Source organism: Lentzea sp. NPDC055074, assembly GCF_053608005.1.
This window is the reverse complement of sequence record NZ_JBSGUQ010000018.1, coordinates 180,644-207,228: the sequence shown is the minus strand read 5'-3', so window position 1 is coordinate 207,228 and position 26,585 is coordinate 180,644. Positions and strand designations below refer to the sequence as shown.

The window sequence follows — 26,585 nt, the reverse complement described above, 5'->3', positions numbered from 1 at the left end:
GTCGAGACGGGCATCATCAAGCGGCTGCCGCACGGTGAGTTCATCGAGATCCACCAGCCGCTCGGCCCGGTGGACGACCACGGTCACCCGCTGCCACTGGCCTACCAGGGCGCGTCGGTGCCGAAGAAGATGAACAAGCTCGGCTCGGCCGGTCACCCGGTCACCGGCAGCACGTGGTCGCCGGACCCGGTCGAGGAGACCGTGGCCCTGCAGAACGCGCGCAAGCACATCCACGCCTCGGAGGGCCTCAGCTCTCAGGACGAGGCGAGCGAGCTCGCGGGCAGGCCTTCCGACCCGAAGGCCTGATCCTCAGCTCCGGACATGACGAAGGCCCCCGTGAGATCTCACGGGGGCCTTCGTCATGACTGAGGGCCTCTGGGCGGCCTCGGGCTACTGGGCGTCGTCCAGGCCGATGGCGAACGCGGCCTCGTCGTCGCGCTTCGAGTAGCTGCGGAACGCGATGTGCGTGTCGGTGTTCAGCACGCCCGCGACCTTGCTGATCTTGCCGGGGACCAGGGCGGCGAGGTCCTCGTGCTTGCTGACCCGCACCAGCGCGATCAGGTCCACGTCACCGGCACAGGAGTACACCTCGGTGACTCCGTCGATGTCGGCGATCTCCTGCGCGGCCTCGGGAATGCGTTCGGCGGCGGCCTGGATCAGCACGATGGCGGTGACCACGGCGTCCTCCTCGGGTCTGGGCTCCGGTGTCTCAAGCACCCGTAGTCTGCCCTACCGCCTGATCACCGGCGTGAGGACGTCGCCGGTCTCCGTTCGTGTCGCTTTGTCGACATCCCAACTGATATATCGGCGTGGTGCGCTGCCGCTGACCTGCACTTATCCACCCTCATGCAAAAGACGTTTGCGGACGTCCGCAAACGTCTTTTGCATGAGCGCGTGCAACGAGGGGGCGTTCGGGGTCAGTTCCAGTCGTGGATCGGGCGGGCGCTCGCGGCTTGTTCGGCCCACGGCACCCAGGCCGCGGCAGCGCCGGCGGGAGAGGACCACGGCTCGTCCGCGTAGACGAGACGGGTGCCCGGCTGGTCGAGCCAGCGCAGGACGACGCCGGCCTCCTCCGGGGGCGCGCCGCGCAGCGGGCCGGGGGTCGGGATGACGGTCTCCGCCGAGGCGACGAGTGCGTCGACGACCGGCATCGGGCGGGTGCCCCGGCGGGCGACGCCGGCGGAGGCGAGACGGCCGTAGCGGACGACCGAGAACTCCCAGCCGCCTTCGCGGTCGGGCCGGGCGGCCACCAGTTGCGGGAGCCCGGCGAGGGCCGCCAGGCGCTGGGCCCGGTCGAGGGACCGGACGAGGCCCGCCAGGCGGTCGCGGCGGCGCGCGGCCTCCTCGAACCTCTCGGCCGAGGCGAGGCCACCGAGCTGGGAGATGAGCGTCCGCAACGGGTCGGCGCTGCGGCCGACGACCAGATCGCGCACGGCGACGACGGCGGGGGAGTACTCGTCGACGGACTGCCGGCCCGCGCAGGGGGCCTTGCAGCGGTCCAGCTCGGCCAGCGCGCACGGGGAGGCGCGCTGGTTCGTCGCCGGGATCTTGATGGTGCACGAGCGCAGCGGGACGGCGTCGAGCAGCGCGTCCGCGACCGACTCGGCCGCCTTCCGGGTGCGGAACGGGCCCAGTGCGCCGTCACGCGGCACCTTGACCAGCGAGATCCGGGGGAACGGCTCGTCGGTCAGCGTCAGCCACCACGCGTGGTGCGGGTTCTTCGAGCGCCGGTTGTAGGCCGGGCGGTGGGCGCGCAGAAGTCTCAACTCGCGCACCTCCGCCTCCAGCGGATGGGCGCACTCCACCGCGTCGACGCGCACGGCGAGCGAGACCATCTCGCGCAGCCTGCGCCTGCCCTCGCTGGCCGTGAAGTACTGGCGGACCCGGCGGCGCAGGTCCGACGCCGTGCCGACGTAGAGGACCTCCTCGCTCGGGCCGCGGAAGAGGTACACGCCCGGCGTGGACGGCAGGTGGGCGGCCAGCGAGCGTTTGCGGCGTTGCTCCGGCGTCACCTCGGGCAGATATGCCAGCAGCTCTTCCAGCGAGTGCACACCCACGTTGCCGACGCGCTCCAGCAGCGCGTGCAGCACCTCGACCGTCGTGCGGGCGTCGGCCAGCGCCCGGTGCGTCGGCTTGGTCTCCGTGTGGAACAGGTCCGAGAGGGCGGACAGGCGGCACGACGGCGCCTCGTCACGGCTGAGCACCCTCCGCGCGAGCTTCACCGTGCACACGACCGACGGCTTGGGCCAGCGGTAGCCGTGCCGTTCGCAGGCGGCCTTCATGAAGCCGACGTCGAAGCCCGAGTTGTGCGCCACCAGCACCGACCCGGCCGCGAACTCCAGGAACGCGGGCAGCACCGTCTTCATCGTCGGCGCGCCCGTGACCATCAGCTGCGTGATCCCGGTCAGCTGGGCCACCATCGGCGGGATGCCGCGCTCCGGGTCGACGAGCGTCGCGAACTCGCCGAGGACCTGGCCGCCGCGCACCTTCACCGCGCCGATCTCGGTGACGGCGTCCTCCTCGGCGCTGCCGCCCGTCGTCTCCAGGTCGAAGACGACGAACGTCGTGTCGCGCAGGGGCGTCCCGAGCTCGTCGAAGGACAGTTGTCCGGTCACGTGGCTGACGTTAGCGACGGGGTCTGACAATTTTCGGAGCTGATCTTCTGGAGCGTGCTGACCTGCGGTTGCTCCATTGGAGTGGTGTCCGGGTGATCTTTTCCAGATCGTTGTTGCGAAGGGCGGACACGTCCATGCGGTGCTCGAGTCACGGGGCTCTAGCCTGGTGGGGTGCCCGACCCGATGCCCGAGCCCGAGTTCGACCAGCCTGCCGACGAGGCAGGTGACTCCGCAGACGACTCCGCTGGTGAATCCTCTGTGGACTGGTCGGCCCTGCCCGAGCCGTTGCGGGTGCGCCTCGCGGAGCTGGGAGCGGACGCGCTGGGCGAGATGGCGAAGGTCGACGTGCCCCAGCACCTGCGGCCCGTCGCGAAGTTCGCGCCGACGAAACGCGCTCGCCTGGGCGGCTCCCAGGTCGTGGCGGGCCTGCGGGACTCGGCGAACTTCCGCACCGCGGTGGTCGAGTGGCTGCGCAAGAACAGGCCGTCGACGCTCGAGGTGACCTCGCCGGACCCGGTGACGGCCGCCGCGGCGGCGGTGCTGACCGGGGACGACGTCGCACGGCACTACGTGGAGCTCGTGACGCGGCGGGTGGGCGACGCGACGCTGCGGGCCGAACGGGACGCGGCCGTCCTGCGCGCGGAACGGCTGGAGAGCGAGCTGGAGCGGCTGCGGTCCGAGCGCAGCCAGCTCGACGGCGTCGCCGAACGCGTCCGCGCGGACGCCGAGATCGAGCTCGAGCGCCTGCGCAAGCGGTTGCGGGAGCAGGGCGTGAAGCTGCGCGAGGCCAAGGACGCCGCCGAGGCCGCGGCGGGCGAGGTCGAGAAGATCCAGGTGCGCACCGCGGACGAGGTCAAGCGCCTGTCCACCGAGCGCGACCGGGAGCGGGACCGCGCCGAGACCGAACGCGGCAGGGCGCAGCGGGCGATCGCGGACGCCGAGGTCGCGCGGCAGTCCGCGCGGGAGGCCCGGCAGGCCGACGAGGTGCGCCTCGCGTTGCTCGTGGACACCCTCGACGGCGCCGTGACGGGCCTGCGCCGCGAACTGGCCCTGGGCGGCGGCACCGGACCGCGTCCCGCCGACCTCGTGCGGGGCGCCAGCGCGTCCCAGGGGGCCGTGGGCCGCGTGGAGGACCCGGCCGCGCTCGACAGGCTGCTGGCGTTGCCCGCGGTGCACCTGGTGGTGGACGGCTACAACGTCACGAAGACCGGCTACCCGGAGCTGTCGCTGTCAGACCAACGCGATCGGCTCGTGCATCAGCTCGCGGTGCTGGCGGCGCGCACGGGTGCCGAGGTGACGTTGGTGTTCGACGGCGCGGGAGTGGTGGCCGTGCCCGCGGCGGCTCCTCGCGGCGTGCGCGTGCTCTTCAGCGACCCCGGTGTACTGGCCGATGACGTCATTCGAGCGCTGGTCACGGCGGAGCCCGAGGGGCGGCCCGTGGTGGTGGTGACGTCGGATCGCGCGGTCGCGGACTCGGTGCGCCGCAGGGGCGCGCACCCCGTGCCGTCCGCCGTGTTGCTGGCCCGTCTCGGGCGCGTTTGATCACCCGGTAGCCTGACGCCGTCGATCTTGGCGGTCTTGTTCTGGCGAGGGGGATCGGCGACCTCATGTCGCGCAACTTCACCCGTGTTCTCGTGGTTCTCCTGCTGTTGCTCCCGGTCACGCCGGCCGTGTCCTCAGCCGCGCAACCGGCTGATCCCGCGCGCGCGTACGCGGATCTGACAGCGCAGGCGACCAAGCTCAACGAAGAGGTCCTGCGCGCGCAGGAAGACCTCACGCAGCGCCGTGCCGAGCTCGACCGGGCGACCGCGACGGTGGCGGCCGCGCAGCAGATCGAGCGGCAGGCCAAGCGCGACGAGGACGACTTCCAGGGGCAGGTGGACCTCATCGCCCAGGCGTCGTTCGAGGGCGCCCGGTTCAACCAGCTGTCGGCGCTGCTCGTGGCGGACTCGCAGCAGGACTTCCTCAACCGCCTCGAGATGATGCGGGTGCTGGCCGCCGACAACGCGGAGTCGCTCGCGCGCCTGTCCGCCGCGGTGGAGAAGGCCCGCCAGGCGCACCAGGTGGCGGAGAGCGCGCGTGCCCGCGCCGCGGAGACCACCGCGGCCGCCGAGAAGCTCAAGAGCGACCTGGACGGCCGCAACCAGGCGTTGCAGGCGCAGATCACCGAGGTGCGGACGGCACTGACGCGACTGCCCGCACCCGTCGTGAACCAGCTGCGCGACCCCGGCGACCGCTCGCCGATCAGCGCGCCGTCCGGGAGGGCGGGGATGGCGCTCGCGTTCGCCCTGGCGCAGCGCGGGGACGAGTACAAGTACGGCGCCACGGGCTTCGACCAGTGGGACTGCGCCGGCCTGACGATGAAGGCGTACGCGGCTGCCGGGATCACGATCCCGCGCACGTCCGGTGGGCAGGCGGGCATCGGCCGTGCCGTGTCGCGGGCCGAGGTCCAGGCGGGCGACTTGCTCATCTACTACTCGAGCCGGTCGCACGTGGCCATGGCCGTCGACAACGCACGGGCCGTGCACGCCTCCACGGAGGGTCAGCCGGTGAAGATCGCACCCATCGACGCCATCGGGCCCATCGCGGTGATTCGGCGCATCGAGGGCTAGCGTTGCGCCGGTGAAGCACCTCCGGACGTTGCTGGCGATCACCGTCGCCATGACGTTCCTGCTGGGCGTCAGCGTTGCATTGCGGCCCGTTGAGTTGCAGTCGACTGAAACCGTCCATTGCAATGACGCGGTGCTGACGGCCGCGACGGGCACTGTGAGCAGCAGTTCTTGCGACAGCGAGCTGGCGTCGCGCGTGTCGGGGTTGCTGGACTCGTCGGTGCGCGAGGTCGGCGATATATTGGATATCAGCTGGGGGCGGCGGGTCGACGTCGTCGTCCCGGCGTCGGACACCGAGCTCGTGTCGCTCGTCGGGCCCGCCTTCGCGGACATGGCCGGGATCGCCATCAGGGACGGTTCCGGGCAGCGCGTCGTGATCAACCGGGTGCGGGCCGCGGCGTTGTCGGACGTCGAGCTGGGCGTGCTGCTGCGGCACGAGATCACGCACGTCGCGACGCGCGACCTGACGTCGGACTCGGCCCCGCTGTGGCTGGTGGAGGGGTTCGCGGACTGGGTGGCGTTCCACGGCACCGGGCTGTCGCTCCGGCAGGCCGCGCCGTTGCTGAAGCCGGACGTCTCCGCGCTGCCGGACGACTTCGGCGGAGCCGGGCGGGACCTGGCCTACCAGCAGGCGTACTCGATCATGGTCTACCTGGAGTCGCGGCTGGGGGAGCGCGGTGTCGTGGACTTCTTCCTGCGGCACGCGTCGTCGTCCGCAGTGGACGCCGGCGTCGTCGACGTGGCGGGCTGGCGTGAGTTTCTGAGGACGAGCATCGGATAGCGTTGGGTTCGTGCGCCGAACCTTGCTGGTGACCAACGACTTCCCGCCCCGCCCCGGTGGCATCCAGTCCTACCTGCACGCGTTGGCGACACGGATGCCCGCGGACTCGCTGGTCGTCTACGCGCCGAAGTGGAAGGGCGCGGAGGAGTTCGACGCCGAGCAGCCGTTCCCGGTGGTGCGGCACCCCACGTCGCTGATGCTGCCGACGCCGGACGTCCTCTCCCGCGCCCGTGACATCGCCCGTGCCGAGTCGTGCGAGGCGGCGTGGTTCGGGGCGGCGGCCCCGCTCGCGTTGCTGGCGCCGTCGCTCGGGCTGAGCCGCTCGGTGGCGTGCACGCATGGGCACGAGGTCGGCTGGTCGATGCTCCCGGTGGCGCGGCAGGCGTTGCGGGCCATCGGGTCCGGTGTGGACGTCGTGACCTACGTCAGCCGCTACACCCGCTCGCGGTTCGCGGCGGCGTTCGGGCCGATGGCGGCGCTGGAGCACCTTCCGTCCGGTGTGGACACCGAGCAGTATCGCCCCGATCCCGCCGCGCGCGCCGAGATCCGCCGGCGCCACGGGCTGGGTGACCGGCCGGTGATCGTGTGCGTGTCGAGGCTGGTGCCGCGCAAGGGGCAGGACGTGCTGATCCGCGCGTTGCCGCTGATCCAGCGGTCGGTACCGGACGCCGCCCTGCTGATCGTCGGCGGCGGGCCGTACCGCAAGACGCTCGAGAAGCTGGCCGCCGGGTCGCGTGACGTCGTGCTCACTGGTTCGGTGCCGTGGGAGGAACTGCCTGCGCACTACAACGCCGGCGACGTCTTCGCGATGCCGTGCCGCACGCGCGGGCGAGGCCTCGACGTCGAAGGGCTCGGCATCGTCTACCTGGAGGCCTCGGCGACCGGGCTGCCCGTCGTGGCCGGCCGGTCCGGTGGTGCGCCGGAGACCGTGCGGGACGGCATCACCGGCAACGTCGTCGACGGCCTCGACGTCGAGGCCGTCGCCTCGCGGATCGCGTCGCTGCTCGGCGATCCGGAGACCGCGGCCAAGATGGGTCGCGCCGGCCGGGAGTGGGTCAGCGACCACTGGCGCTGGGACCAGCTCGCCCACCGCCTGGAAAGCCTCATCGGCTGACCGGGGGGCCCGGCTCGACCCAGCGTGCCTGCGCTCACGTGGCTCGCCGCCGTCCTCCGCGCACACCGGTGGCCACCGGATCAGGCCAGTTCGCGGGCCCGGTTCTCCAGCGCGCGCAGTCCCAGTTCGGCACTGCGCCGCGCGGCCTGCTCGGCGGCGGACCGGGCGTCGGCGAGGCGGTCGAGGTCCCGCAGCACCAGGGCCAGGGCGATCAGCGCGCGGACCTCGCCCGAGGCGTAGCCGATCCGCCGGGCCGTCGTCAGGGCCTGCCCGAACAGGTCGGCGGCGGCGTCGAGGTCGGACAGGGCGCGGCGGGTCTCGCCGAGCGTGATCCGGACCGACGTCGCCACCTGCTGGTCGCCTCCGTCGGCCACGAGGGACAGCGCGCGTGAGGCGAGGGACAGGGCCGCGACCGGGTTGCCGGAGGCGAGCTCCAGGGCGGCGAGGTTCTCCAGGGTCTCGGACTCGCCGGCGGGGACGTTGCCGATCTCCAGGGCGCGTTCGAGGTGGGCACGAGCCTCGGGCAGGCGTCCCTGCAGGCGCAGCGCCATGCCGAGGTAGGTGTGGCTGTCGGCGTTCGGGGCCAGGGCCAGCGCCTGCGAGAAGTGGTCGACGGCGCTGTCGATCTCGCCGAGCTCCACGGCGAGCTGGCCGAGGTTGTACAGGCCGGTGCTGACGCTGTCCGCGGACGCCGAGCGCAGCATGTCGAGGCAGCGGACGAGGGTGTCGCGGGCGGCGACCAGGTCGCCGGAGCGGCGGTGCACGAGGCTGAGGTTGTTGAGCGCGCCCGCCTCGGCGTCCTTGTCGCCCAGCTCCCGGTACAGGTCGATGGCGTGGTCGTGGTGCTCGACGGAACGCGCGTACTCACCCAGCCGCAGGTAGAGGGTTCCGAGGTTGGCGTGCATCGCGGCCTCGGCCGGGCGGTGCGCGGACTGCTGGGCTGCCTGCAGGCCGTGGTGCGCCGTCGCGAGCCACTCGCCGACGTGCTGGCCGATCCAGAGGTAGCCGCGCAACGCGTCCGCGAGCTGCCAGGCCGTCACCGCGGGGCCGTGCTCGGCCGAGTGCCGGATGGCGGCGATCAGGTTCGGGCGTTCCGCGTCGAGCCACGCCAGGGCCTCGGCCGACGTCGAGATCCGCGGCGCCGGGCCCGACGCGGACGACGGCAGCCGCACGATCCCGGGGTAGAGCAGCTCGGCGCAGCGTTCGACGCCGCGCAGGTAGTGGTTCAGCAGCGCCGTCAACGCCGCCTGCTGCTCCGCCGGGCTGTCCGCCTCCTCCCGCAACGCGGCGGCGTGGCGGACCAGCTCGTCGTGGAACCGGTAGCGACCGGGCACCGGCGACACCACCAGCCGCGCGATGGCCAGCACCGTCAGCAGGCCCTCGGCGTCCACGTCGGCCAGCGCGGACGCGGCCTCCGGCGTGAAGTCCGGCCCTGGCACCAGCGACAACAGCCGGAACAACCGCTGCGGCGCGGGCGGCAGGGCGGCGTAGGCGAGCTCGATCGGCGACCCGGAGATCGTCACGTCGTCACGGCCGGCCAGGTAGGCCGCCGCCACCCGCAACGCGAGCGGCAGGTGCCCGCACCGCTCCGCCAGCTCCGCGTGGTCACCCGGCCCGAGCAGCTTCTCCAGCAACGACGCCGACTCCGCCACCGAGAACACGTCCACCGGCACGGTCCGCGCGCCGTTCAACGCGATCAGCCCGCGCAGGTCGTCCCGCGACGTCACGATCACCCGGCACGACGCCGTCCCCGGCAGCAACGGCCGCACCTGGTCCGGCGCCGACGCGTTGTCCAGCACCAGCAGCATCCGCCGCCCCGACAGCAACGACCGCAGCATCGTGCTCTGCTCGTCCGCGTCCGGCGGGATCTCGTCCGGCGGCACCCCGAGCGCCCGCAGGAACCGCGACAGCACGTCCACCCCGTCCTCCGGGGCCCCGAGCGCGTACCCGCGCAGGTCGACGTAGAGCTGCCCGTCCGGGAACCGGTCCCGCAGCAGGTGCGCCACGCGCACGGCGAGCGTCGTCTTGCCCACCCCCGGCGGCCCGGCCAGCGTCACGATCGGCACCGACCCGCCCGTGATCAGCCCGGAGACCCGCTCCACGTGCCAGGACCGCCCGGTGAAGTCCGCGATGTCGTCCGGCAGCCGCATCGACGACGACGGCACGCGTTCCGGCTCCCGCTCCACCACCGGCGCGGCCAGGTCCGGCGCCCCCACCAGGATCGCCTGGTGCAACGACCGCAGCTCCTCCGACGGGTCGATGCCCAGCTGGTCGTCGAGGGTCCGGTCGAGCTGCCGGAACGCCTCCAGCGCCTCCGCCTGCCTGCTGCTGCGGTACAGCGCGAGCATCAGCTGCGCCCAGAACCGCTCCCGCAACGGGTGGTCCCGCGTCAGCCCGAACAGCTCCGGCACGAGGTCCGCGTGGTTGCCGAGCGCGAGCTCCACGTCGATCCGCTGCTCGTGCACCGTCATCAGGATCTCGGTCAGCCGCGGCGCGTGCTCCGAGTACAACGTCTCCGACGGCACGTCCGACAACACCGGACCGCGCCACAGCTCCAACGCCTCAGCGAACGCTTTCCGCGCCGTGACCAGGTCCTCCGCCGAGGCCGCCGCACGTCCGCGAGCCGCCGCGTCCGCGAACAGGTGCGCGTCCACCGCCAGCGGGTCCACCCGCATCCGGTAGCCGTCCGCGGCCGTCTGGATCAGCGACGGGTCACCCAGCGCCGCGCGCAGCCGCATCACGTACGTCTGCAACGTGCCCCGCGTGCGCGCCGGCGGTGTGTCCCCCCACACGTGCTCGACCAGTTCCGTCACGGGGACGACGCGGTTCGGCCGCAGCAGCAACGCCGCCAGCAATGCCCGGTGCTTGCCGGCGCGCAGCACGACGGCGGAGCTCTCCAGGCGTACTTCCATCGGGCCGAGCAGCCGGAACTGCGGACCCGAGACCATCGTCTACCTCTCGTGCGAGCCAGATCTACCCCGTCTGACTCACAGCCTATTGGCGCGCTGTCGCCGAGTGACATCGGCGCGTCAGCGATACGTCAGCGCCGTACGGCACTCTTCTGCATGTCCCGGTCGGGGGGCCGGGGCAACACACTTCTCGGGTTCGGCGGAAAGTTCCGCGGATCACGATCGCTGGGGGTCGAAAGGCCCAGGAGCTCTCTCAGCTCCTGGGCCTTTCGCGTATTCGACCTGCTGTTACTTCGCGTAGATCGCGTCGATGTCGGCCGAGTAGGTCGTCGCCACGACCGAGCGCTTCAGCTTCAGTGACGGCGTCATCTCGCCACCCGCCTCGGTGAAGTCGACCGGCAGCACCCGGAACTTGCGGATCGCCTCCGCCTTGGACACCGACTTGTTCGCCTCGTCCACGACGGCCTGGATCTCGGCCAGCAGGTCCGCGTCCTCGATGAGGTCGGGGACCTCGGCGGAGGCCGGCTTGCCGTGCGACTCCTTCCACGACGGGAAGAACTCCGGGTCGATCGTGATCAGCGCGCCGATGAACGGCTGCTTGTCGCCGACGACCATGCACTGCGAGATCAGCGGGTGCGCCCGGATCCGGTCCTCGAGCTGCGCGGGGGAGACGTTCTTGCCACCGGCGGTGACGATGATCTCCTTCTTGCGGCCCGTGATCTTCAGGAACCCGTCGCCGTCGAGCTCGCCGATGTCACCGGTGTGGAACCAGCCGTCCTCCAAGGCCTCCTTGGTGGCGGCCTCGTTGTTCCAGTAGCCGGTGAACACGATGTCGCCCTTGATGAGGATCTCGCCGTCCTCGGCGATCTTCACCGACGTGCCGGGCACCGGGAGGCCGACCGTGCCGACCTTCTCCTGGCCGCGGAACGTCACGCACGCCGCCGCCGACGTCTCGGTCAGGCCGTAGCCCTCGTAGACCGGGATGCCCGCGCCGCGGAAGAAGTGCGACAGCCGGTCACCCAGCGGCGCGCCACCGGAGACCGCCGCGATCGCACGACCGCCGAGGGCCGCCCGCAGCTTCGTGAACACCAGCTTGTCGAACACGGCGTGCTTGATCCGCAGGCCGAGACCGGGACCGCCGTTGTCGAGCGCCGAGCTGTACGCGACCGAGGTGGCCTCGGCGGCGTCGAAGATCTTGCCCTTGCCGCCGGCGTGCGCCTTCTGCTTCGCGCCGTTGTAGACCTTCTCGAACACGCGCGGCACCGCGACGACGAACGTCGGCCGGAACTGGCCGAGGTCCTCGACGAGGTTCTTCACGTCCGCCGTGTGGCCGACGGTCACCCGCGAGTACACGCAGGAGATCGCCAGGGCACGCGCCAGGATGTGCGCGAGCGGCAGGAACAGCAGCAGCGAGTTGCCGGCCGTGAGGATCTCCGGGAACCGCGACAGCGCCGACCGCACCTCGGACAGCAGGTTGCGGTGCGTCAGCGTGCAGCCCTTGGGGCGGCCGGTGGTGCCGGACGTGTAGACCAGCGTCGCCGTGTGGTCGGCCTGGAGCTGCTTGCGGCGCTCGTGGACCTGCTCGTCGGTGATCTCGGCACCCAGCGCGGTCAGCTCGTCGACCGCGGGGGCCGAGCCGTCGATCTGCCACACGTGGCGCAGCTCGGGCAGCTTGCCGACGACGTCGTCGACCATCGCGCGGTGCGACGACGCCTCGACGAACACCGCCGTTGCGCCGGAATCGGACAGGATCCACTCGATCTGGTCCGCCGACGACGTCTCGTAGATCGGTACCACGACGCCGCCCGCCGCCCAGATGGCGAAGTCGAGCAGCGACCACTCGTAGCGGGTCTTGGAGACCAGCCCGACGCGGTCGCCCAGTTCGAGACCGGCGGCGATCATGCCCTTGGCGACGGCCGTGACCTGCGCGGCGAAGTCACGCGCGGTGATGTCGACCCAGGTGCCGTCGACCTGCCTGCGGAAGCTGACGGCGTTGCCGAAGCGCTCCGCGTTGGCCCACACCATGTCGGTGAGGTTCTCCTCCGGAGCCACTGCGGCCGTGGCGGGGACGCTGAACTCGCGCACGTCAACCTCCGTACGGTGAAATGTTACTGGTGGGGAAACCTAGCGTGTGATTCCGGCGATACAAAGGTGGGTACGCCCTTCCGTTACCTTTTGTCCTTATGGCCAGCGTGGACGTCGTGGACGAAACCTTCCTCGCGGTACCACCCAGGGTGGTCGCCGCAGCCTTCGCGCCGCCCTCGTCGTGGCGGTCCTTCTGGCCCGATCTGGAGCTGGACGTCTACGCCGACAGGGGCGAGGAAGGCCTGCGCTGGACGGTCGGCGGCGCGCTCGTCGGCACCATGGAGGTCTGGCTCGAGCCCGTCCTCGACGGCACCGTGGTGCACTACTTCCTCCGCGCTGACTCGCCCACCGGGTCGTTCACACCCCGCGACGCCCGTCGTGAGGTGCAACGCCGTCAGCTCGACGCGAAGTCCGTCTCGCTGGGGCTCAAACTGACTCTGGAGGACGGCCGTCCGGCCGGCTGCCCGCCAGCAGGGTGATCTTGCTTGACGCGCGTCTCACAGAACACCCCCATGCGGCGTCAACTAAGTTGGAACCGTGCGGGTTCACGTGGTTTCCGATGTGCACGGCAACGCGGAGGCGCTCGCGCGCGCCGGTGACGGCGCGGACGCCCTCGTCGTGCTCGGCGACCTGATCGACTTCGTCGACTACCACGACCATTCCAAGGGGATCCTCGGCCAGGTCTTCGGGCCGGAGAAGGTCGGGATCTTCGCCGAGCTGCGCCGCGGCACCCGGCGCGCCGACACCGCGGGCTACATCCGATCGCTGTGGGACGGGCTCGCCGACGCCCGTTCCGTCGTGGAAGAAGCGGTGCTGGAGCAGTACCACGCGCTGTTCGGCGCCATGTCCGCGCCGACGTACGCGACACCGGGCAATGTGGACAGTCCGCAGCTGTGGCCGCAGTTCGCCCGTGACGGCGTGCACGTCCTCGACGGGGAGGCCGCGGAGATCGGCGGGCTGAGGTTCGGTTTCGCGGGCGGCGGGCTGATGGTGCCCGGACTGGTCCGCAACCCCAACGCGCCGTGGTTCCCGTACCTGCGTTCGGAGGAGGACATGGCGTCGGCGCTGGAGCGGATGGGGCAGGTCGACGTGCTGTGCACGCACATCCCGCCACTCGTGCCGGAGCTGACCTACGACGTCGTGGCGCGCCGCCCCGAATGGGGGTCACGGGCCGCGCTGGACAAGATCGAACGCGAACGGCCGCGCTGGTCGGTGTTCGGGCACGTGCACCAGCCGTTGGCCAGGCGTGTCCGCGTCGGCTACACCGAGTGCATCAACGTGGGTCACTTCCAGCGCAGCGGCAAGCCTCACGTCCTCAACTGGTGACCACGCGAGTAACCTCCACGTTCATGGCCGACGAGTCCACTCAGTCCATCGTCATCGACGCTCCGCCTGAGAAGATCATGGCGATCATCGCGGACTTCCCGTCGTACCCGGACTGGGCGAACGGGATGAAGGAAGTCGAGGTCCTCGACACCCGCGACGACGGCCGTGCCGAGCAGGTGCGGTTCGCGATCGACCAGGGTCCCGTGAAGGACGAGTACACCCTGAAGTACGACTGGTCCGCCGACGGTCTGTCGGTGAAGTGGGAGCTCGTCAAGGGCACCATGCAGAAGGCGCAGCAGGGCAGCTACGTGCTGGCGCCGTCCGGGACCGGCACCAAGGTCACCTACACGCTGTCGGTGCAGCTGGTGATCCCGATGATCGGCCTGTTCCGCCGCAAGGCCGAGAAGCTGATCCTCGACACCGCGCTCAAGGAGCTCAAGAAGCGCGCGGAGAAGGCGGCTTGAGCCGGGTCCTGCTCTTCACCGGCAAGGGCGGGGTCGGCAAGACGACGCTGTCGGCCGCCACGGCCGCCTCGCTGGCCGCGCACGGCCGCAAGGCGCTCGTGGTCTCGACCGATCCCGCGCACTCGCTGGGCGACGCCCTCGACGTGCGCCTGGGCGCCGAACCGTCCGAAGTAGACGGATCGGACGGCCTGTTCGCCTGCCAGATCGACCCGCGCGGCCTCGTCGACGAGGCCTGGGGCGACCTGCGCGGGCACCTGCGGACCGTGCTGGCGGGCGCCGGTGTCGACGAGCTCGACGCCGAGGAGCTGACCGTGCTGCCGGGCGTCGAGGAGCTGCTGGCCCTCGCCGAGGTGCGGCGCCTGGCCGCGTCCGGGCCGTGGGAGGTCGTGGTCGTCGACTGCGGTCCGACCGCGGAGACGTTGCGGCTGCTGTCGCTGCCCGAGGCGTTCGCGGGCTACCTCGAACGGCTCTTCCCGACCCACCGGCGCGTCGTGCGGGGCCTCCTCGCGGGCGTCGCGGGCACCGGGACCGTCGAGAAGTGGGACGCGACCGCGGACGCGCTGAGCAGGCTCGCCGAGCGGCTGGACGCGTTGCGCTCGATGCTCACGGACGCGTCGTCGTGCTCGGTGCGGCTGGTGCTGACGCCCGAACGCGTCGTCGCCGCCGAGACCCGCCGCACGCTGACCGCGTTGGCGTTGCAGGGAATCCGGGTCGACAGCGTGATCGCGAACCGGCTGGTGCCCTCGCCGGGTGCCGCGCGCGGTGCCGCCGCCACGTGGCTGCGCACCCGCCGGCACGAGCAGGACGCCGTGCTGGCCGAGCTGACCGGGATCGGCGAGATCCGCACGGTTGACCACCGCGCGTCGGAGCCCGTGGGCGTGGCGGCGCTGCTGGAGGTCGCCGACCAGCTCTACGGCGACTCGGACCCGCTGCCGGGTGCCGCCGTCGCCGAATCGCTGCTGGAGGTGTCGGGCAGCGGGCGCGGGCTCGACGCCCGGTACTCGCTGCGGATCGCGTTGCCGCTGGCCGACGACACGGAGCTGGACCTCGCGCGCGTGGGCGACGACCTGGCGCTGACGGTGGACGGCCGGCGCCGGCTCGTCGCGCTGCCGTCGTTGCTGAGGCGCTGCATCGTCACCGGTGCGGAGATGGACTCGGGTGGCGTCACGGTGGGGTTCCGCCCGGACCCTTCCCTCTGGCGCTGATTCAGGAGCTTGCAGATGACCCAGGACAACAACGGCAAGCTCGCCGAGGAGCTGCGGCTGCTCATCGACACGGCCGCCGAACGCATGCAGCCGTGGCTGCAGCGCGTCTCCGAGGCGGGCGACGGCGCGCACACGCCCGAGACGTGCGGCTGGTGCCCGTTGTGCAACGGCGTGGCGCTGCTGCGCGGCGACCGCTCCGAGCTGGCCGCGAAGGCCGCCGAACACGCGGCGGGCCTGGTGGCGGTGCTGCGCGCGGCCCTGCGCGAGCCCGGCACCCCGCCACCGTCACCTCCGTCCGCTGACGAGCCCGCGCCCGAACCGGGCCAGCGCGTGCAGCACATCAAGGTCGTCAGGAAGTCCGAGTAGTGCTCACCGTCGGAGTGGACATCGGCGGCACCAGCGTGCGCGCCGGAGTCGTGGACCCGCGTGGTTCGGTGCTGGACACGTCCCGCGCCCCCACGCCCGCGGGCGAGCGCGCCCTCGAGGACGCGATCGTCGCCGCCGTCGAGGAGGTGGCCGCCCGCCACACGGTGAACGCCGTCGGGCTGGCCGTCGCGGGCTTCATCGCCTCGGACCGCCGCACGGTCCGGTTCGCGCCGCACCTGGCGTGGAGGCAGGCCGACGTGGCGGACCGCATGAGCGACCGCCTGGGCATGCCCGTCGTCCTCGAACACGACGCGAACGCCGCCGCCCTGGCCGAACACCGCTTCGGCGCGGCCCGCGGGGCCAAGACCGCCGTGCTCGTCGCCATCGGCACGGGCATCGGCGCCGCGCTGCTGCTCAACGGCGAGGTCTTCCGCGGCGCGTACGGCGTGGCCCCCGAACTGGGCCACCTGCGCGTCGTCCCGGACGGACGCCCCTGCCCGTGCGGCAAGAACGGCTGCTGGGAGCGCTACTGCAGCGGCACGGCCCTGAGCGCGACCGCGGTGGAACTGCTGGCCAAGCACCCCGGCGTCTCGACCGTCCTCGCCCGTGAGGCGGCGGGCGACTCCCGCGCGGTGACGGGCCGACGGGTGGCCGGCGCGGCCCGCGACGGCGACCCCCTGGCCCAGCGCGCGATGGCCGACCTGGCCCGCTGGCTCGGCGAGGGCCTGGCCCTGGTCGCGGACGTCTACGACCCCGAGGTGATCGTCATCGGGGGAGGGGTGTCGACCTCGGCGCCGCTGTTCCTCGACGACGCGCGCGAGCGCTACGCCTCCGTCGTGACGGGAGCGGGCCACCGTCCGCTGGCCCGGATCCGCACCGCGCAGCTCGGCGACGACGCGGGCATCGTGGGCGCGGCCACCCTGGCCCGCGAGTCGGCCGCCCAGCTGACGACCCAGATGGTCACGCGCGCGGCCAAGAACCACCTGCGCCGCTCCTGAGCTGCTTCTCCAGGAGGCGTGCCCGATCGACTCACCGGATCGGTCATGGTGGTCCACCCGCCCGGGTTGGTTCGTCCGAGTGGGGTACCCGTGTGGCATGACGAAGCATCCGTACAAGCCCGGTGACGAGGTCGAGTGGTCGAGCCACGGTTCGACGACCCACGGCGAGGTGAAGGAAGAGATCACCGAGGAGAAGCAGGCGGCGGGCCGCAAGGTGAAGGCCTCGGAGGACGAGCCCCAGTACCGCGTGGAGAGCGCGAAGAGCGGCCGGGACGCGGTGCACAAGCCGTCCGCGCTGCGAAAGCGTTCCAGCTGATCCGCGAGCGCTGCGGGCAGCCTGCCGCCACAGGCCTTTGCAACGGGTCTTTTGCGGACGAAGTCCAAAGACCTGTTGCAAGGGTGCAGGTCAGCTCCACTGATATATCGATTTTGGGGAGTGTCGCGGCGGGCGTGTCGGGGTTGTTCGCCCGCCGCGAACACCAGTCGAACGGCCGGCGGAGTGCCGGCGAGGGCGACTAGCGGCCGAGCAGGCGCAGGATGCGCGGACGATGGCGCTTGGGCGCGTCCTTCTTGCTCAGGGTCGCCATGGCGCGGGCCATCATCAGGTGCTGCATCTGGTCCATGCCGGACACGGTAGGCATGACCGAATCGTTATCTGAAGGTTTGAGTGGCCGTTATCACGTCGTTACACCTGAGCGCCGTCGTCCCATCCCGAGTCCGGCGGCGGGGTGTTGCGCATGCGCAGGATCAGCCAGCCGACGCCCGCGCACAGCGCCACCAGCGACAGCGGCGTTCCGATGCGCGCCTGCAGGCCGAAGATGCCGGGAGCGACCAGCAGGAGGATGCCCAGCACGAACAGGCCGAGGGCCGCGAGCGTCGAGGCGCGCAGGACCGGGAACGGCGGCGGCTCCGGCGGCACGTAGTGGTCCTCGTCCGCCGGATCTCGCAGTTCGGGCTCGTCGGCGGGCTCCGGCACCGGGTCGTCGGCCACGGCCGTGCGCGGCTCGGCCTCGCCGTGCCGGGTCTCCGAGTGCTTGTCCGGGCCCACCTCGTCGAGGTCGAGCCAGTCCTTGCCGACCCCGTCCCGTTCGAGACCCGCGACGATCTCGGCAAAGAGCTCGTCGACGTTCTCCGGTCCGTCGGTCGAGTCGCGCCGGGCGTTCATCCAGAGCCTCTCCACAAAGCCGCAACCCACTGACCCCTCATCGTTGCACGGGCGCGATGTGTTGCGGGTTACGGCAGTCGGCCCAGTCACAGTCCCCGGATCGGCCTTGTGACACGACGGCGGGCCACAAACCTGGGACTCGTTGTGTGAGGTGCCGTCGGCTCCGTAGGCTGAATGTCGGGATCAAGGTTCGCGGGGTCTTAAGGGAGGCGCTTCCCAAGGTGCTGTACTGGTTGATGAAGCACGTCCTCCTGGGACCGATTCTGCGGCTGTTCTTCCAGCCGAAGATCATCGAGGGCGCCGAGAACATCCCGAAGGACGGCGGCGCCATCCTGGCGAGCAACCACCTCGCCGTCTCCGACTCGTTCTTCCTGCCGCTGATGCTGTCGCGGCGGGTGACGTTCCCCGCGAAGATCGAGTACTTCACGGGCACGGGGCTCAAGGGCAAGCTGCAGAAGTGGTTCTTCTCCGGCGTCGGCCAGGTGCCGATCGACCGGTCCAGCGCGTCCGCCGCGCAGGGGGCGCTCGACACCGGCGTGCGGATCGTGCGCGAGGGCAAGCTGCTCGGCATCTACCCCGAAGGCACGCGCTCGCCCGACGCTCGCCTCTACAAGGGCAAGGTCGGCGTCGCGTGGATCGCGCTGGAGTCCGGTGCGCCGGTCATCCCCGTGGCGATGTTCGGCACGGACAAGGCGAACCCCATCGGCTCGAAGATGTGGAAGCCGTACCCGATCCGCATCAAGATCGGGAAGCCGCTCGACTTCTCCCGCTACGAGGGGCTGTCGGGTGACAGGTTCGTGCTGCGGTCCATCACCGACGAGATCATGTACGCGTTGATGGAGCTGTCCGATCAGGAGTACGTCGACGTCTACGCGGCCAAGGCCAAGGAGCAGACGCCCGACGTGCCCGAACAGGGCAAGAAGGGCGACCGGGTGCCCGAGAAGAAGGCGAGCTGACCGCACCCCTAGGGTGTCGCGGTGCGGTTTTTCTACGACTGTGAGTTCATCGAGGACGGGCTGACGATCGACCTCGTGTCGATCGGTGTGGTCGACGAGGAAGGCCGCGAGTTCTACGCCGTGTCCACCGAGTTCGACCCCGATCGCGCGGGGCCGTGGGTGCGGCAGAACGTCCTCAACCAGCTGCCCTCGCCCGCGGACAAGGCGTGGCGCAGCCGTGCCCGCATCCGCGAGGACCTGCTCGACTTCCTCGGCGCGCGCAACGCCGCGCGCGACGAGGTCGAGCTGTGGGCGTGGTTCGCCGCGTACGACCACGTGGCGCTGGCGCAGCTGTGGGGTGCGATGCCCGCGTTGCCGCGCGCGCTGCCCCGGTTCACCCGCGACCTGCGGCAACGCTGGGACGACGTCGGCCGCCCCAAGCTGCCGGCCCCTCCGGCGGACGCGCACGACGCCCTCGCCGACGCGCGGCACAACCTCGCGCGCTGGAAGGTGATCGAGGAGCAGCGGCAGAAAATCGGGTTTCCCGTCCGGTAAGTGAGACCCGCGTTGCTGCACCGATACAGCTCGTGAAAGTCTGCGTGACACAGAACACGAGAGATGGGGAAGCAGATGCGCATCGGTGTGCTCACTGGCGGTGGTGACTGCCCCGGTCTGAACGCCGTGATCCGGGCCGTGGTCCGCAAGGGCATCAAGGCACACGGCTGGGAGATCGTCGGGTTCCGCAACGGGTGGCAGGGCCCGATCGAGAACCTCACCAAGTCGATCGACCTCGCGGACGTCGAGGAGATCCTGACCCGCGGTGGCACCATCCTGGGCTCGTCGCGCACGAACCCCTACAAGGTCGAGGGCGGTGTCGACCGGATCCGCGAGACCATCGCGGCGAACCAGATCGACGCGATCATCGCGATCGGCGGCGAGGACACCCTCGGTGTCGCCAAGCGCCTGACCGACGACGGCATCGGCGTCGTGGGTGTGCCGAAGACGATCGACAACGACCTCGGCGCCACGGACTACACGTTCGGCTTCGACACGGCCGTCCACATCGCGACCGAGGCCATCGACCGCCTGCGCACCACGGCCGAGTCGCACCACCGTGCGCTCGTCGTCGAGGTCATGGGCCGTCACGCGGGCTGGATCGCGCTGCACTCGGGTCTCGCGGGTGGCGCCAACGTCATCCTCGTCCCCGAGCGCCCCTTCAACGTCGACAAGGTCGTCGAGCACGTCGAGCGCCGCTTCGAGAGCGAGTTCGCGCCGATCATCGTCGTCGCCGAGGGCGCGATCCCCGAGGGCGGCGCCGAGGTGCTGCACTCCGGTGAGCGCGACGCCTTCGGTCACGTCCGCCTCGGTGGCGTCGGCCAGTGGCTCGCGGAGGAGATCGCGGACCGCACCGGCAAGGAGTCCCGCGCGGCGGTCCTCGGCCACATCCAGCGCGGTGGCACGCCGACCGCCTACGACCGCGTTCTTGCGACCCGCTTCGGCCTGCACGCCGTCGACGCCGTCGCGGCCGGTGACTTCGGCACGATGGTCGCTCTGCGCGGCACCGACATCGTGCGCGTGAAGCTGTCCGAGGCGACCGCTGAGCTCAAGACCGTTCCGACGGAGCGCTACGAAGAGGCCGAGGTCTTCTTCGGCGCCTGAGTCTGATCGGGGCCTGGCCAGGCCCGATTCGGCGAAATCCAATATCCGATATATCAGTTGTGCAAAAGACGTTTGCGGACGACCGCAAACGTCTTTTGCATAAGGGCTGCCGGGTCCCGCTCGCTGGGACTCGTGTTGTGATCGGGCTCTCGCTCACTGCGAAGGTGAATTCACCATCCGTTGAGCAGTTGAGGAGACCCGATGAGCGACGCGCGAGTCGTCCTGCCCGAGCCGGACGCCGACGAGACAGGGCCGTACACCCACCTCGGTTTCGCCCAGGCCAAGCCGGGCCACGAGGACGAGGTCGAGGCGTTGATCCTCGGTCTCGTCGAGCCGTTGCGCGCCGAAGAGGGCTCGATCGAGTTCCACGTCCACCGCGACCGCGCGAACCGGTCGCAGTTCGTGATCTACGAGGCGTTCCGGTCGAAGCAGGACCTGGAGAAGCACCTCGCCGAGCCGTACGTGCAGGAGTTCGTCCGGGCGATCCAGCCGCTGGTCGCGGGTCCGTTGCGCCAGCAGTTCCTGCGCATGTCCAGCACCCTGCCGGCGGTGAGGTGACCCGTGGGCCTGCTGATCTTCGCCATCGTCACCCTGCTCTTCCTGCTCACCCGCAGGATGTGGGGCAGGCTCACCGGCAACCCGTTGCCGCAGGTCACCGCCCGCCCAGGCGGTGGCTTCCTGGCCAACCTGGGCAAGTCGCGGACCCGGCCGGAACCGACGGTCGCCCCACCGAAGTCCACCGGACCGCGGGCGGCCCGCCACGACTGCGACGTGCTCGTCGTCGGCGCCGGCCCGAGCGGCCTGATGACGGCGGCACTGCTCGTCCGTCAGGGCGTCAAGGTCTGCGTGGTCGACGCCAACGCCGGACCGGCCACGGAGTCGAGGGCGTTCGCAGTCCAGGCCCGCACGGTCGAGCTGTTCAGGAGCATCGGGCTGGCCGACGAACTGCTCGAACGCGGTGTCGTCACCACGGGCATCCGCTTCCACATCCGGGGCAGGCACGTCGGCGGACTGGACTTCGACCGCGCGAAGGCCGCGACCACGCCGTACCAGTTCATCCTGATGGCGCCGCAGTCCGAGGTGGAGGAGGTGCTGCTCCGCGACCTCGCCCGGCACGGCGTCACGGTCCGGCGCGGCACCAGGCTCACCGACCTCACCCAGAGCGCCGACACCGTCACCGCGGTCGTCGGCGACCGCACCATCACCGCCCAGTACGTCGTCGGAGCCGATGGCGCCCACAGCACCGTCCGGCAACGGCTCGGGCTCGCGTTCGACGGCGACAAGTACGGCCAGCGCTACCTCCTGGCCGACTGCCGGGTCGAGTGGCCGCTCGACCACGCGCACTTCCGGGTGTTCGTGAACCGCGACCGCATCGGCCTGTTCCTGCCCCTCCAGGGGGCCGAGACCTCGCGGGTGATGGTCACGGACTTCGGCGACCCCGCCGCCGAGTTCGACCTCGCCACCCTCCAGGCCGAGCTGCGCAAGGCGATGAACCTGGACGTCACCCTCAGCGCGCCGATCTGGACCAGCCGCTACCAGGTCCACCTGCGCGGCGTCGACGACTACCGCCGCGGCCGGGGTTTCCTCGTCGGCGACGCCGCCCACATCCACTCCCCGGCGGGCGGCCAGGGCATGAACACGGGTCTGCACGACGCCGCCAACCTCGCCTGGAAGCTCGCCGCGGCGATCACCGGGGGCGTGGACCTGCTCGACACCTACTCCGCGGAACGGCATCCGGCGGGAGTCCGGCTGCTGAAGTTCACCGACCGGCTCTACCGGGTCGCGGCGGGCCTGCGCGGCTGGCGGGCGTGGCTGCGCGACACCGCGGGGCCGTTCCTGGTCGGGCGGATGTCGGCGGCCCCGATCCCGCATCGCAGGTCGTTCCACCGCCTGAGCCAGATCAGCCTCGGCTACCGGCCCAGCGAGATCAACGTCAACGAGCTGCTCTACTCGCTGCGGGGACCGCTCGCGGGCCAGCGCGTCCCGGACGCCAGGATCAACGACCGCGAGCAGGTGTTCGACCTGCTGCAGGACTACCAGCTGCACGTCGTCGCGTTGTCCCGCAAGCACCTGACCGCCGACGAGATCACCGCCACGACGGCCCGGCTGCAGGACCTCGGCGTCCGCGGCCACCTGGTCGCCCGCGTCGAGGCCAGGCAGGACGACCGCGTGCACCGGGCCGACTCGGCGCAGGTGTTCGAGCACTACGGCCTCACCGAACCGGACTCGGAGGCCCTCTACGTCATCCGGCCGGACGGCCACGTCGCCTGGCGCTGCGACGAGCTCGACTTCGAGGCGTGCCAACGCTTCCTCGCCCGGCTCCGCCGCCCGGCGGTCTCCCAGGTCCGCGCCGCATAGGAAGAGGGGCCCGGCGAACCGGGCCCCTCTTCACGCCATCGCCGGAGAGAGGTCCATGTGGACGCGGTAGTCCACGATCTCCTCGCCGGACATCCAGATCACCGTCACGCACGGCAACGCGAGCTGCTTCCCGTCCGGCGCCTCGGTCTCGATGGTGAACCGGCAGAACAACTGGTCGCCGACCTCCGCGACCTGGTCGACCACGTGCCGCACCCACGGCAACGCCCCGGCCGCACCGGCGGTGGCCGCGACCACGGCAGCACGACCGATCAACGGCTCGTTGTTGCCGAAGACGTAGGTGGCGTCGTCAGCGAACCAAGCCCCGAACGCTTCGGCGTCACCGGAATCCACGGCGGCACACATCTGCCGCACCATCTCGGCGCGGCTCATGGCTTCTTCTGCAACGAAAGGCCGTGCTGCACCATGATCTCCGCGACCAGCTTCATGTCCCGCGGTCCCGGCGGCAGCTCCGACAACGCCTGGTAGTAGTTCTCCAGCCCCGGCGGCGACACGACGGCGACCACGCGCGTCTCCTCGTCGAACGGGTTGTGGAACATGTGCGGCACCCCGCGCGGCATCAGCAGCGAGTCGCCCGGCCCCAGCACGTGCTCGTCGCCGTCGAGCTCGACCACGACCCGTCCCTGCACGCACGTGAACAGCTCGTCCTCGCGGGAGTGGACGTGCGTGGGCGGCCCGCCGAGGTTCGGCGGCACCACGTACTCGAACAGCGAGTAGGCGCCCTGGGTGTCCGCGCCGGTCAGCCGCGTGTAGATGCCCAGGCCGATCGCGCCGACGTTCGTGCCCTCACCGCTGCGGTAGACGTGATGCTTCACGGGGGTTTCCATGGTCTCCAACCTCGATTCGACTGAGACGGGCGAGCAGCTGGGGCGTCACCTCGCGGTACGCCGAGGGCGCGATCGGGTTGAGCCAGTGCGACGCGCGGGTGAGCCTCCCGATCTGCAGGCCCAGGTCCGCGAGCACCTCGTCGGCGTTCTTCATCGAGAACGGGATGATCTTCGTGCCGCGGCAGTGGTGCTTGTTCGTCGCGCCGTCCATGAACGCGAGCTGCGCGGTCACGTCCGCCTGACGCGTGGCGGCGTCCGGCAGCGAGAGCGCTCCCGCGAGGTCGGCCGCGATCCACAGCGCCGCCATCTCCGCGTTGAGCGGGCTGAAGAACGACGAGTTGTAGCCGTTGAAGTACAGGCCCGGCACGTCGATCGGCTGGATCTGCCGGTACAGCGCGAAGTTCCCGCGCTCGTCGAACAACCGCCGCTGCACCTGTTCGGGAAGGAACGGCACGCCCTGCGTGAAACCGGTGGCGCACACGACGAGGTCGGCGGGCAGGACCGTGCCGTCGGAGAGTTCCGCGCCGCCGGCCTTGAGCCGCGCGATCGTCCTGTCGCGGTGCACGCGGATCTCGCCCGACTCGACGCCCTCGAAGAACCCTTCGGTGGCGAGACCGATCGCGCCCTTGACGATGTCCTCCATCTGCCCGGACGGCACCAGGTCGTGCTTCGCGAGCCCGAACTGCTTGACCGACACCGAGCCCAGCGAGTTGAGCATCGAGCGCCGCATCCCGTTCGCCGGGCCGTGCAGGAACTTCTCGAACCCGCGCAGCGACCGGTAGCGGAACAGCGCCTCGCCCATGCGCGTCAGCAGCAGCATCTTGAAGTTCACGGTGCCGGCGATCTTGCGCGGGACCTTCCACAGCAGCTGTCGCGCGATGATGTCCGTGCTCGCCGCGACGCCGCTGATCGGCACCGTCACGTCGCACGCCGACTTGCCGTACCCGACGACGAGCGCGTGTTTGTCCCGCGCCTCCTCGACGTCGAGGAACTCGGTGCCCGCGAGCACCCGTCCACCGGCGGCCTCGAACTCGTCACGGCCGGGGAAGTCCGGCACCAGCGGTTCGCAGAACACGCCGTTGGCCACGACAACGCGGTCGTAGCGGTACCTCGAACCCGTGTGCGTGGTCAGCTCCCACACGCCGTCCACGGGCACGACGGACGTCACCGTCGTCTCCAGCCGCAGGCACGCGTCGACACCGAAGTGCCACGTGTACGCCTCCAGGTACGCCTGCACCTGCTCGCCGGTCGGCCATTCCGGCAGGTCCTTCGGCATCGGGAAGTCCGAGAACGAGTACTGGGCCTTCGGGCTCTGCGTGGTGAGGCCGGGATAACGCCTCGTGCGGCTCCACACGCCGCCGACGTCCGGTGTCCGGTCGAACACCTCGACCTCGTGCCCTGCCTGCAGCAGCACCTTCGCGGTGGTGAGGCCGGCGACTCCGGCGCCGATGATCGCGACTCGCATCCTGGTCCTCCTGAGTGAGGATGTGACGGCCCACACTGTGGAGCTCGCGCGAGTCCGCGACCAACCGGGAGTCCCGGCTAGTGGGACTCCCAGCGCCGCGTCGAGTAGGCGCGCGTCGCCGCCGCGGCCGCCATCCGCACGGCGGGCCCGATCCGGTCCGGGCGCACCGCCGCGCTCGGACCGGTCACCGACAACGCCGCGGCGACCCCGCCACCGGCGCTGAAGATCGGCGCCGCGATGCAGCTGATGCCGACGTTGCCCTCCTCGCGGTCGTAGGCCCAGCCCTGGTCCGGGATCGCGGCGAGCTCGCGCCGCAACGCCGTCGGGCTCGTGATCGTGCGGGGAGTGCGGCGTTCCAGGCCGGCGGCGATCACTGCGTCCACAGTGGACGCGTCGGAGAACGCGAGCATCGCCCGGCCGAGGCCCGAGCAGTGCGCCGGGATCATCCCGCCGACCTGGTCGAGCATCGGCATCGGCCGGTGCCCGGTGATCTTCTCGACGACCAGCACGCGGGTGCCGTCGAGCACGCCGAGCTGCACCGTCACGCGGGCCGCGGCGTACAGGTCCTGCAGGAACGGCAGCACGGCCTCGCGCAGCTCGTGCCGCACGGGAACCAGGCTGGAGAGCTTGAACAGGCCCGTGCTGATCCGATAGCGGTCGTCCGGCTTGTCGAGCCAGCCGAGCTCGATCATGCGCGCCGCCGTCCGGTGCACCGTCGAGCGGGGAAGCCCGGACCTGCGCACCAGTTCGGCCAGGCCGAGCTCCCGGTGCGCGACGTCGAAGGAGTCCAGGATCGCCGCCGCGCGTTCGAGTGAACCGCTCGGCTCGCCTGACTGCGAGTCCCGGTCACTGGGACTCATCCTTGGTCGCCCATTCGCACACGGCGACTGTAGGAGCCCATGGACGGAAACACCACGCGGGTCGCGCTCGTCGGGGGCGGCGCCGGCGGAATCGGTGCGGCGACGGCCGCGGCGCTCGTCGAGAGCGGTCACCGCGTCGTGCTGGCCGGACGCACCGAATCGACGTTGAAGGACACCGGCGCGGCGCTCGGCGCGGACCACGTGGTCTGCGACCTCGCCGATCCGGGCGAGGCCGCCGCGGTCGTGGACGAGGTCGTCGACCGCCACGGGTCGCTCGACGTGCTGGTCGTGAACGCGGGCGGCCCGTCACCCGGCGGGATCCTGGAGGTCACCGACGCGCAGTGGCACCGCGACCTCGACCTGCTGCTGCTCGGCCCGCTCGCGTTGCTGCGGGAGGCGTTGCCGGCGATGGCGGCCAGAGGGTTCGGGCGGGCCGTCGCGATCACGTCGACGGCGGTGCGGCAGCCGCAACCCGGCCTGGCGTCGTCGACGGTGCTGCGCGCTGCCGTGACGTCGGCGATGAAGCTCGCGTCACGGCAGTTCGCGGCGGACGGTGTCACGGTCAACTGCGTCGCACCCGGCGCGACCTCGACCCCGCGTCGCATGGAGGTGTTGTGGCGCAGGGCCGAGGCGGCGGGCGTGGACTTCGACACCGCCGCCGCGCAGGACCTCGCCGACATCCCGGCCCTGCGCGCCGCCGACCCGGGCGAGATCGCCGCCGCCGTGGCGTTTCTGGCTTCACCGCAGGCTTCGTACGTCAACGGCACCGTGCTGACCGTCGACGGCGGCCGCACCGACACCGTGTGAGACAAGAACAGGCTGAAGG

27 protein-coding genes and 1 pseudogene are annotated in these 26,585 nt (G+C 71.1%); 18 read left to right on the top strand and 10 right to left on the bottom strand.

The genetic code is table 11. The annotated features are described in order from the left end of the window. Positions 1 to 306: pseudogene (locus tag ACWF7A_RS33640) on the top strand (cytochrome b); the annotation flags it as partial. 84 nt (positions 307 to 390) lie between these two features. Here the strand turns inward: ACWF7A_RS33640 and ACWF7A_RS33635 are convergent. Both ACWF7A_RS33635 and ACWF7A_RS33630 read right to left on the bottom strand, forming a co-directional pair. Beyond that, the gene (locus ACWF7A_RS33635) at positions 391 to 678 is read right to left on the bottom strand and encodes an Lrp/AsnC family transcriptional regulator (RefSeq protein WP_045309335.1); all 288 of its coding nucleotides are present in this window, start codon (positions 676 to 678) and stop codon (positions 391 to 393) included. A 239-nt stretch (positions 679 to 917) separates the two neighbouring features. After that, entirely contained in the window at positions 918 to 2,615 is a 1,698-nt protein-coding gene (locus tag ACWF7A_RS33630; protein WP_452254532.1) for a DEDD exonuclease domain-containing protein, read from the bottom strand. 183 nt (positions 2,616 to 2,798) lie between these two features. Here ACWF7A_RS33630 and ACWF7A_RS33625 point away from each other — a divergent pair, with 183 nt between their 5' ends. The 4 genes from ACWF7A_RS33625 (at position 2,799) to ACWF7A_RS33610 (ending at position 7,119) form a co-directional block, all read left to right on the top strand. Continuing rightward, positions 2,799 to 4,157, top strand: a complete 1,359-nt coding sequence (locus ACWF7A_RS33625; protein WP_452254540.1) for an NYN domain-containing protein — start codon at positions 2,799 to 2,801, stop codon at positions 4,155 to 4,157. A gap of 65 nt (positions 4,158 to 4,222) precedes the next feature. Then, on the top strand, positions 4,223 to 5,227 hold the full coding sequence (locus tag ACWF7A_RS33620; RefSeq protein ID WP_452254531.1) for a C40 family peptidase: 1,005 nt from the start codon (positions 4,223 to 4,225) through the stop codon (positions 5,225 to 5,227). Between the two features lie 10 nt (positions 5,228 to 5,237). Continuing rightward, the gene (locus ACWF7A_RS33615; protein WP_452254530.1) at positions 5,238 to 6,005 is read left to right on the top strand and encodes a hypothetical protein; all 768 of its coding nucleotides are present in this window, start codon (positions 5,238 to 5,240) and stop codon (positions 6,003 to 6,005) included. 10 nt (positions 6,006 to 6,015) lie between these two features. Then, a complete protein-coding gene (locus ACWF7A_RS33610) occupies positions 6,016 to 7,119 on the top strand; it encodes a glycosyltransferase family 4 protein (protein WP_452254529.1) in 1,104 nt (367 codons plus the stop codon). Between the two features lie 80 nt (positions 7,120 to 7,199). Here ACWF7A_RS33610 and ACWF7A_RS33605 read toward each other — a convergent pair whose 3' ends face one another. Together ACWF7A_RS33605 and ACWF7A_RS33600 are read right to left on the bottom strand one after the other, a co-directional pair. Beyond that, a complete protein-coding gene (locus ACWF7A_RS33605) occupies positions 7,200 to 10,067 on the bottom strand; it encodes a BTAD domain-containing putative transcriptional regulator (RefSeq protein ID WP_452254528.1) in 2,868 nt (955 codons plus the stop codon). A 249-nt stretch (positions 10,068 to 10,316) separates the two neighbouring features. Next, the gene (locus tag ACWF7A_RS33600) at positions 10,317 to 12,113 is read right to left on the bottom strand and encodes an AMP-dependent synthetase/ligase (RefSeq protein WP_452254527.1); all 1,797 of its coding nucleotides are present in this window, start codon (positions 12,111 to 12,113) and stop codon (positions 10,317 to 10,319) included. Between the two features lie 98 nt (positions 12,114 to 12,211). On the opposite strand from ACWF7A_RS33600, the gene ACWF7A_RS33595 reads away from it, so the two are divergent. The 7 genes from ACWF7A_RS33595 (at position 12,212) to ACWF7A_RS33565 (ending at position 16,788) form a co-directional block, all read left to right on the top strand. Then, positions 12,212 to 12,592 carry a polyketide cyclase / dehydrase and lipid transport gene (locus ACWF7A_RS33595; protein WP_452254526.1) on the top strand — a complete coding sequence of 127 codons (381 nt, stop codon included), beginning with the start codon at positions 12,212 to 12,214 and terminating at the stop codon, positions 12,590 to 12,592. Between the two features lie 58 nt (positions 12,593 to 12,650). Then, a complete protein-coding gene (locus ACWF7A_RS33590) occupies positions 12,651 to 13,439 on the top strand; it encodes a metallophosphoesterase family protein (RefSeq protein WP_452254525.1) in 789 nt (262 codons plus the stop codon). 23 nt (positions 13,440 to 13,462) lie between these two features. Continuing rightward, the gene (locus tag ACWF7A_RS33585; RefSeq protein ID WP_452254539.1) at positions 13,463 to 13,903 is read left to right on the top strand and encodes an SRPBCC family protein; all 441 of its coding nucleotides are present in this window, start codon (positions 13,463 to 13,465) and stop codon (positions 13,901 to 13,903) included. Continuing rightward, complete coding sequence (locus ACWF7A_RS33580; RefSeq protein ID WP_452254524.1) at positions 13,900 to 15,108, top strand: ArsA family ATPase; 1,209 nt, start codon at positions 13,900 to 13,902, stop codon at positions 15,106 to 15,108. Before ACWF7A_RS33585 ends, ACWF7A_RS33580 begins: the two co-directional genes overlap by 4 nt. A gap of 15 nt (positions 15,109 to 15,123) precedes the next feature. Further along, the gene (locus ACWF7A_RS33575) at positions 15,124 to 15,474 is read left to right on the top strand and encodes a hypothetical protein (RefSeq protein ID WP_452254523.1); all 351 of its coding nucleotides are present in this window, start codon (positions 15,124 to 15,126) and stop codon (positions 15,472 to 15,474) included. Then, entirely contained in the window at positions 15,474 to 16,472 is a 999-nt protein-coding gene (locus ACWF7A_RS33570; protein ID WP_452254522.1) for an ROK family glucokinase, read from the top strand. The genes ACWF7A_RS33575 and ACWF7A_RS33570 overlap by 1 nt, the downstream gene beginning before the upstream one ends. 97 nt (positions 16,473 to 16,569) lie before the next feature. Continuing rightward, complete coding sequence (locus tag ACWF7A_RS33565; protein WP_452254521.1) at positions 16,570 to 16,788, top strand: DUF2945 domain-containing protein; 219 nt, start codon at positions 16,570 to 16,572, stop codon at positions 16,786 to 16,788. Positions 16,789 to 16,987: 199 nt separating this feature from the next. On the opposite strand, the gene ACWF7A_RS33560 is transcribed toward ACWF7A_RS33565, so the two are convergent. Both ACWF7A_RS33560 and ACWF7A_RS33555 read right to left on the bottom strand, forming a co-directional pair. Next, positions 16,988 to 17,113 carry a hypothetical protein gene (locus tag ACWF7A_RS33560; protein ID WP_452254520.1) on the bottom strand — a complete coding sequence of 42 codons (126 nt, stop codon included), beginning with the start codon at positions 17,111 to 17,113 and terminating at the stop codon, positions 16,988 to 16,990. Between the two features lie 44 nt (positions 17,114 to 17,157). Further along, positions 17,158 to 17,637: a hypothetical protein gene (locus ACWF7A_RS33555; RefSeq protein WP_452254519.1), complete on the bottom strand. Its 480-nt coding sequence runs from the start codon at positions 17,635 to 17,637 to the stop codon at positions 17,158 to 17,160. A gap of 221 nt (positions 17,638 to 17,858) precedes the next feature. On the opposite strand from ACWF7A_RS33555, the gene ACWF7A_RS33550 reads away from it, so the two are divergent. The 5 genes from ACWF7A_RS33550 to ACWF7A_RS33530 all read left to right on the top strand — a co-directional run bounded on the left by ACWF7A_RS33550 (position 17,859) and on the right by ACWF7A_RS33530 (position 22,589). Beyond that, the gene (locus ACWF7A_RS33550) at positions 17,859 to 18,593 is read left to right on the top strand and encodes a lysophospholipid acyltransferase family protein (protein ID WP_452254518.1); all 735 of its coding nucleotides are present in this window, start codon (positions 17,859 to 17,861) and stop codon (positions 18,591 to 18,593) included. A gap of 21 nt (positions 18,594 to 18,614) precedes the next feature. After that, entirely contained in the window at positions 18,615 to 19,127 is a 513-nt protein-coding gene (locus ACWF7A_RS33545) for a polyadenylate-specific 3'-exoribonuclease AS (RefSeq protein WP_452254517.1), read from the top strand. A 75-nt stretch (positions 19,128 to 19,202) separates the two neighbouring features. Then, positions 19,203 to 20,231, top strand: a complete 1,029-nt coding sequence (locus ACWF7A_RS33540; protein WP_452254538.1) for a 6-phosphofructokinase — start codon at positions 19,203 to 19,205, stop codon at positions 20,229 to 20,231. Positions 20,232 to 20,432: 201 nt separating this feature from the next. After that, positions 20,433 to 20,789 (top strand): putative quinol monooxygenase, encoded by a 357-nt coding sequence (locus tag ACWF7A_RS33535; protein ID WP_452254516.1) that lies wholly within the window; start codon positions 20,433 to 20,435, stop codon positions 20,787 to 20,789. A 3-nt stretch (positions 20,790 to 20,792) separates the two neighbouring features. Continuing rightward, positions 20,793 to 22,589 (top strand): FAD-dependent monooxygenase, encoded by a 1,797-nt coding sequence (locus tag ACWF7A_RS33530; protein WP_452254515.1) that lies wholly within the window; start codon positions 20,793 to 20,795, stop codon positions 22,587 to 22,589. Between the two features lie 30 nt (positions 22,590 to 22,619). Here the strand turns inward: ACWF7A_RS33530 and ACWF7A_RS33525 are convergent, their stop codons facing one another. The 4 genes from ACWF7A_RS33525 to ACWF7A_RS33510 form a co-directional block, all read right to left on the bottom strand. Continuing rightward, the gene (locus ACWF7A_RS33525) at positions 22,620 to 22,979 is read right to left on the bottom strand and encodes a nuclear transport factor 2 family protein (RefSeq protein WP_452254514.1); all 360 of its coding nucleotides are present in this window, start codon (positions 22,977 to 22,979) and stop codon (positions 22,620 to 22,622) included. Continuing rightward, positions 22,976 to 23,434, bottom strand: a complete 459-nt coding sequence (locus ACWF7A_RS33520; RefSeq protein ID WP_452254513.1) for a cupin domain-containing protein — start codon at positions 23,432 to 23,434, stop codon at positions 22,976 to 22,978. The genes ACWF7A_RS33525 and ACWF7A_RS33520 overlap by 4 nt, the downstream gene beginning before the upstream one ends. Next, positions 23,394 to 24,899 carry a flavin-containing monooxygenase gene (locus tag ACWF7A_RS33515; RefSeq protein WP_452254512.1) on the bottom strand — a complete coding sequence of 502 codons (1,506 nt, stop codon included), beginning with the start codon at positions 24,897 to 24,899 and terminating at the stop codon, positions 23,394 to 23,396. The genes ACWF7A_RS33520 and ACWF7A_RS33515 overlap by 41 nt, the downstream gene beginning before the upstream one ends. 77 nt (positions 24,900 to 24,976) lie before the next feature. Beyond that, the gene (locus ACWF7A_RS33510; RefSeq protein ID WP_452254511.1) at positions 24,977 to 25,759 is read right to left on the bottom strand and encodes an IclR family transcriptional regulator; all 783 of its coding nucleotides are present in this window, start codon (positions 25,757 to 25,759) and stop codon (positions 24,977 to 24,979) included. 39 nt (positions 25,760 to 25,798) lie between these two features. On the opposite strand from ACWF7A_RS33510, the gene ACWF7A_RS33505 reads away from it, so the two are divergent. Continuing rightward, positions 25,799 to 26,566, top strand: coding sequence for an SDR family oxidoreductase (locus ACWF7A_RS33505; RefSeq protein ID WP_452254510.1), 768 nt, complete (start codon positions 25,799 to 25,801; stop codon positions 26,564 to 26,566). Positions 26,567 to 26,585 lie beyond the last annotated feature (19 nt).

Excerpts from the sequence above, each read along its gene's own strand:
- ACWF7A_RS33540 (WP_452254538.1), top strand. The coding sequence starts at position 19,203 with ATGCGCATCGGTGTGCTCACTGGCGGTGGTGACTGCCCCGGTCTGAAC.
- ACWF7A_RS33620 (WP_452254531.1), top strand. The coding sequence starts at position 4,223 with ATGTCGCGCAACTTCACCCGTGTTCTCGTGGTTCTCCTGCTGTTGCTC.
- ACWF7A_RS33525 (WP_452254514.1), bottom strand. The coding sequence starts at position 22,979 with ATGAGCCGCGCCGAGATGGTGCGGCAGATGTGTGCCGCCGTGGATTCC.
- ACWF7A_RS33625 (WP_452254540.1), top strand. The coding sequence starts at position 2,799 with ATGCCCGAGCCCGAGTTCGACCAGCCTGCCGACGAGGCAGGTGACTCC.
- ACWF7A_RS33575 (WP_452254523.1), top strand. The coding sequence starts at position 15,124 with ATGACCCAGGACAACAACGGCAAGCTCGCCGAGGAGCTGCGGCTGCTC.
- ACWF7A_RS33520 (WP_452254513.1), bottom strand. The coding sequence starts at position 23,434 with ATGGAAACCCCCGTGAAGCATCACGTCTACCGCAGCGGTGAGGGCACG.
- ACWF7A_RS33605 (WP_452254528.1), bottom strand. The coding sequence starts at position 10,067 with ATGGTCTCGGGTCCGCAGTTCCGGCTGCTCGGCCCGATGGAAGTACGC.
- ACWF7A_RS33595 (WP_452254526.1), top strand. The coding sequence starts at position 12,212 with ATGGCCAGCGTGGACGTCGTGGACGAAACCTTCCTCGCGGTACCACCC.
- ACWF7A_RS33505 (WP_452254510.1), top strand. The coding sequence starts at position 25,799 with ATGGACGGAAACACCACGCGGGTCGCGCTCGTCGGGGGCGGCGCCGGC.
- ACWF7A_RS33515 (WP_452254512.1), bottom strand. The coding sequence starts at position 24,899 with ATGCGAGTCGCGATCATCGGCGCCGGAGTCGCCGGCCTCACCACCGCG.
- ACWF7A_RS33585 (WP_452254539.1), top strand. The coding sequence starts at position 13,463 with ATGGCCGACGAGTCCACTCAGTCCATCGTCATCGACGCTCCGCCTGAG.
- ACWF7A_RS33560 (WP_452254520.1), bottom strand. The coding sequence starts at position 17,113 with ATGCCTACCGTGTCCGGCATGGACCAGATGCAGCACCTGATGATGGCC.
- ACWF7A_RS33535 (WP_452254516.1), top strand. The coding sequence starts at position 20,433 with ATGAGCGACGCGCGAGTCGTCCTGCCCGAGCCGGACGCCGACGAGACA.
- ACWF7A_RS33565 (WP_452254521.1), top strand. The coding sequence starts at position 16,570 with ATGACGAAGCATCCGTACAAGCCCGGTGACGAGGTCGAGTGGTCGAGC.
- ACWF7A_RS33555 (WP_452254519.1), bottom strand. The coding sequence starts at position 17,637 with ATGAACGCCCGGCGCGACTCGACCGACGGACCGGAGAACGTCGACGAG.
- ACWF7A_RS33510 (WP_452254511.1), bottom strand. The coding sequence starts at position 25,759 with ATGAGTCCCAGTGACCGGGACTCGCAGTCAGGCGAGCCGAGCGGTTCA.